At 76.0% G+C, this 3,571-nt stretch carries 3 protein-coding genes and 1 pseudogene; all 4 read right to left on the bottom strand.

The window, feature by feature from the left end; all coding sequences use genetic code 11:
- Window positions 1–347: pseudogene (locus tag SSBG_RS36005) on the bottom strand (amidase family protein); the annotation flags it as partial.
- A gap of 110 nt (window positions 348–457) precedes the next feature.
- Complete coding sequence (locus tag SSBG_RS03650) at window positions 458–1,705, bottom strand: cytosine permease (RefSeq protein WP_037868859.1); 1,248 nt, start codon at window positions 1,703–1,705, stop codon at window positions 458–460.
- Window positions 1,706–1,755: 50 nt separating this feature from the next.
- The gene (locus SSBG_RS03645; RefSeq protein WP_008744874.1) at window positions 1,756–2,301 is read right to left on the bottom strand and encodes a DUF1097 domain-containing protein; all 546 of its coding nucleotides are present in this window, start codon (window positions 2,299–2,301) and stop codon (window positions 1,756–1,758) included.
- Between the two features lie 112 nt (window positions 2,302–2,413).
- On the bottom strand, window positions 2,414–3,571 hold a 1,158-nt coding region (locus SSBG_RS03640), incomplete at its 5' end, for an amidohydrolase family protein (protein ID WP_078491207.1).

The following is a 3,571-nucleotide window of genomic DNA, read 5'->3' as shown; positions in this document are numbered from 1 at the left end:
CGCGTGTCGTACGGGTTGCGGGTCGTCTCGAAGAGCGGGTTGTGGCCCGTGACGCTGTATCTTTAACTCGCTCGTGTTGGTCTTGCCGAGCACGACGGCGTCCGCCGCGCGCACCCGCTCCACGACGATGTCGTCCTTTTCGGGCACGAAGTCCCGGTAGGCGACCGAACCCGAGGTGGTGCGCAGCCCCGCGTCGAGAGCAGGTCCTTCACACCGAGCGGCACGCCCGCGAGCGGGCCCGCCGCACCGCCGCGCGCGAGCCGCCCGGCGAGCACCCGGGCGCTCGCGCGGGCCTGCTCGGGCGCGGGGGTGCAGAAGGCGTGCAACTCCGGCTCGGTCGCCGCCATCCGCTCCAGGACCGCGTCCACGACCTCGACGGGGGAGACCTCGCGGTCCCGCACGAGGGCGCTCAGCTCGGTCGCGGACAGCGCGCAGAGGGCGTCGGCCGCGGGGGTGGTCATACGGCTCCTTGCTTCGACGGTGCGGCGCGGGGGACGCGCGGGGCGCTGTCGCCCCGGGCCAACGATGCCTCCCCGGCGAGACGGGGGCGGCGGCGGGTGAGCAGCGCGTGGACCGCGGCGGCCACCGCGATGCCGACGAGGGCGTCCACGGCTGCCGGCGCCAGGTAGTGCGCGAGCGCGGCGGCCCCGGCACCGAGCGCCCAGGCGAGGAAGGCGGGCCCGTGGTACCCGCGCGGGACGGGGTATGGGGCGCGGGCGCGGCGCAGCTGGTCGACGATGAGGACCGCGCCGATCGGCGGCACGAAGACGCCGAGCAGGTTGAGCCAGTCCAGGAAGGAGTCCCACACCCCGGTGAGCGCGGCGAGCAGCCCGAGCGCGCCGAGGACGAGGGCGAGGGGCCGCATCCGGGCCGGGGTGATCGCCGACCAGCCGACCGCCGCGTTGTACAGGCAGTGCGTGGCGACCGAGCCGAGGTTGGCGAAGACGAACAGGACGGCGACGCAGGTGAGCAGGGCGCCGTGCCCGCTCAGGAGCCCGAGGAAGCCGCCGCCGTCCACCGCCGGGTCCGCGGCCCCGCCGATCGCGACGACGAGCCCGCCGACGCCGAACGCCACGCCGTTGGCGAGCGGGAAGGCACCGAGCGTCGCCACGACGGCGGAACGCCCGTCCTTCGCCCAGCGCGTGAAGTCCGCCGTCATCGTGCCCGAGTCGGCGAAGCCCGCGATGACGACGCTCATCGCCGCGCCGAAGGAGAGCGCGTGCCCGCCGCCCCCGTGGGACAGGGCGTCCCCGAGCGGGACGCCGCCCTCGTCCACGCCGAAGGCGAGCGCGAGGCCCGCGAGGACGAGGAAGAGCGGCACCGCGAGGAAGCCGAGGAAGGAGAGCGCCCTGATCCCGACGACGGTCGCGAGGAAGGCGGCGGCGAGCCGGCGGCCTTGCTCGCCGAAGGCCCCGGCGGCCTGGAGCGAGAAGTTCTCGCCGGTGCGCGCCGCGGCGTGGCTCAGCACGCCCACGTAGCCGAGCAGGACGAGATTGCCCGCGAGGATCGCGCCGAGGCCCCAGCGCAGGCCGAGGTGGTAGACGATGACGCCGCCGAAGACGGCGTTGCCGAGGTTCATCGGGAAGCCGAACCACACCGAGGCGACGGACCACAGCCCGCGCCGCGCCGCCGGGGGGACGGGGACGTGCTCGTACTCGTCGGATGCCTCGGGGCCCTGGGGCCGCGCGCTGGGTTCGGTCGTCATGGGGCGGTCTCCGGGGAGGTCGGCGGAACGGGGGGCGGAGGCGGCGGGGGTCACGCGGCGTCGGCCCGCGTGACGGGCGCGTCCGCGCGGGGGCTCGCGGCGGGCACGGGGAAGGTCAGCAGCGTCGAGAGGTGCGCGAAGACCGGGCCGAGCGCGTTCATCGCGACGACGCACAGCCACGCCGCCCACGGGTTGCCCGCGTCGTAGCCGAAGCCGCCGAAGAACGTGGCGAAGTAGCTCGCGAAGCCGAGGAACATCCCCGGGACGAGCAGGCCCAGCCGGCCCGCGTACATGAGCGCGGTGTTGACGAGGAGGATCACGAGCGCCTGGAAGGCGTTCCGGGCGGCCTGCCCCTCGCCGAACGCGGCGCCCGCGTGCCGCTCCACGAGGACGATGACGAGCGCGAAGGCGGAGCCCGCGGGCATCGCGCACCACAGGCGCACGGCGCGGTCGCGGCGCGGGCCGCCGAGCAGGAAGACGCCCGCCCAGGACAGGAAGATCGCCCAGGGCGGCAGGTGCAGGGCGTTCCCGCCGACGAAGGCGGTGAGCCCGGCGAGGAGGGAGGCGACGATCTCGTGCGGAAGGCGTTCGCGCATGGGGGCACTTCTGTGACGTAGGGACGTGGCGAGGTGCAAAGCCGTGCGGGTGCGGGTGCGGGTGGTGCGGGTGGCGGGGCTCCGGGGTGGTGCCCCCGCCGCCCGGGGGGGCTCAGGGCACGAGGAGTTCGCGGGTGCGGGCCGAACGGGCCACGACCCGGCCGCCCTTGAGTACGTGGGCGCGCTCGGGACGGTCGAGGACGATGTCCTCGGGGACGGTCGTGCCGAGCACCACGAGGTCGGCGCGGGCGCCCGCCCGGACGCCGTACTCCCTGGCCCGGCCGGTCACGCGCGCCGCGTCGTCCGTGACCATGCGCAGCACGCGCGCGAGGTCGTCCGCGCCCGAGAGGCGACCGGTCTGCGCGAGGAGCAGCGCCGTGTCGAGCGGGTCCGCGCTGCCGTAGGGCGTGAACGCGTTGCGGACGTTGTTGGAGGAACAGGCCGTCACCACGCCCGCCTCCCACAGCTCCCGCACCCGGGCCACCCCCCGGCGCACGGGCCGCTCCTCGTCGTCGCGCCCGCCGAGGTGCAGGTCCGTGGCGGGCAGGGTCACCACGGCGACCCCGGCGGCGGCGAGCGCGTCCGCGAGCCGCAGCCGCTCCGCGCGCGGCAGCGCGGCGGGCGAGGTCAGGTGGCCGAGCGTCACCCGGCCCCCGAGCCCCCGGCGGGCGGTCTCCTCGGCGACGTACCCGGCGAGCGCGTAGCGCGGGTCGTCCGTGTCGTCGCCGAAGTCCGCGTGCAGGTCGGCGGGGACCCCGAACTCCTCCGCGAGGTCGAGGACGAGCCGGATCTGCGCCCGGCAGTCCGCGACGCTCTCCTCCTGGTACGTGCAGCCGCCCACGACGTCGCCGCCCTTGCCGAGCGCGGCACGCAGCAGCGCCTCCGTGCCCGGCGTGCGCAGCACGCCCTCCTGCGGGAACGCGACGATCTGGAGGTCCACGGCCGCCGCGTACCGCTCCCGCAGCTCCGCCAGCACCTCCACGCCGAGCAGGCCCACGACCGGATCGACGTCGGGATGCGCGCGCACCAGCGTGGTGCCGTTAAGGACGGCGCTCTCCGGGACCCGGCTCGCCCGCGCCCGGACGTCCTCGGCGGTGAACTCGGCCTTCAGCGCGGCCGTCACGGAGAGCGCCCCGGCGAGCGTGCCGTCCGGATTGGGCCGCACCGCGTCCAGGTGCGCCTTGTCGAGGTGCAGGTGCGGTTCGACGAATCCGGGCAGCACGACCCGGCCCGCGCAGTCGATCGCCCCGGCCGTCGGGGAGGCGGCCGG

The organism is Streptomyces sp. SPB074 (assembly GCF_000154905.1).
In the GTDB taxonomy this organism is placed as follows: domain Bacteria; phylum Actinomycetota; class Actinomycetes; order Streptomycetales; family Streptomycetaceae; genus Streptomyces.
The sequence above is the reverse complement of the archived record's forward strand: the minus strand, read 5'-3'. Positions and strand labels throughout refer to the sequence as shown.